At 46.7% G+C, this 559-nt stretch carries 1 protein-coding gene; it reads right to left on the reverse strand.

Going from position 1 to position 559, the window contains the following annotated elements; translation table 11 throughout:
* Positions 1 to 559 (reverse strand): methyl-accepting chemotaxis protein (locus ACYVRA_RS08375; RefSeq protein WP_461252269.1); only part of this gene is annotated, 559 nt, incomplete at both ends.

Consider the following 559-nt stretch of genomic DNA (forward strand, 5'->3'; position numbering starts at 1 on the left):
CGGTTCTGTCGTTTACCATTTTTACGGCTTCGTTGATCTGTTCCGCTCCTAACGCTATTTCGTTGATGCCTCCGGTAATCTCCTGAGTTACATTTTCAAGATTCCTTCTCTCCCTTATTACCTCACGGCTGCCTTGAAGCATCTGGGCGGATTCGTCTTTAACCTGCCTTGTAATCTCATTAAGCCGGCCTACCGCTTCCAAAATTTGTTTGCTGCCTTCGTTCTGCTCTTCCATTGCGTTGCGGATATTTTCTTCCTGTTCTGTTACGGTTTTTATGTCCTTATCAATAACGTCAAATCTTGTAAGCGTGGTATCCGTAGATTCGCCTACTTTGTCAATTGAGCCTTTTATCTTATTTAGTACGTTACTTATTGTCTTGGACTGTACGCTTGAGCTTTCGGCAAGTTTGCGAATTTCATCGGCTACTACCGCGAAACCTTTGCCGGCATCCCCGGCATGAGCCGCTTCAATCGCGGCGTTCATGGAAAGCAAATTGGTCTGGCTGGCGATGTCTTTCATCACCCTGTTGATCTGAAGCAGACCTTCCGATTCGCGCGC

This window comes from Treponema sp. R8-4-B8 (assembly GCF_054786175.1).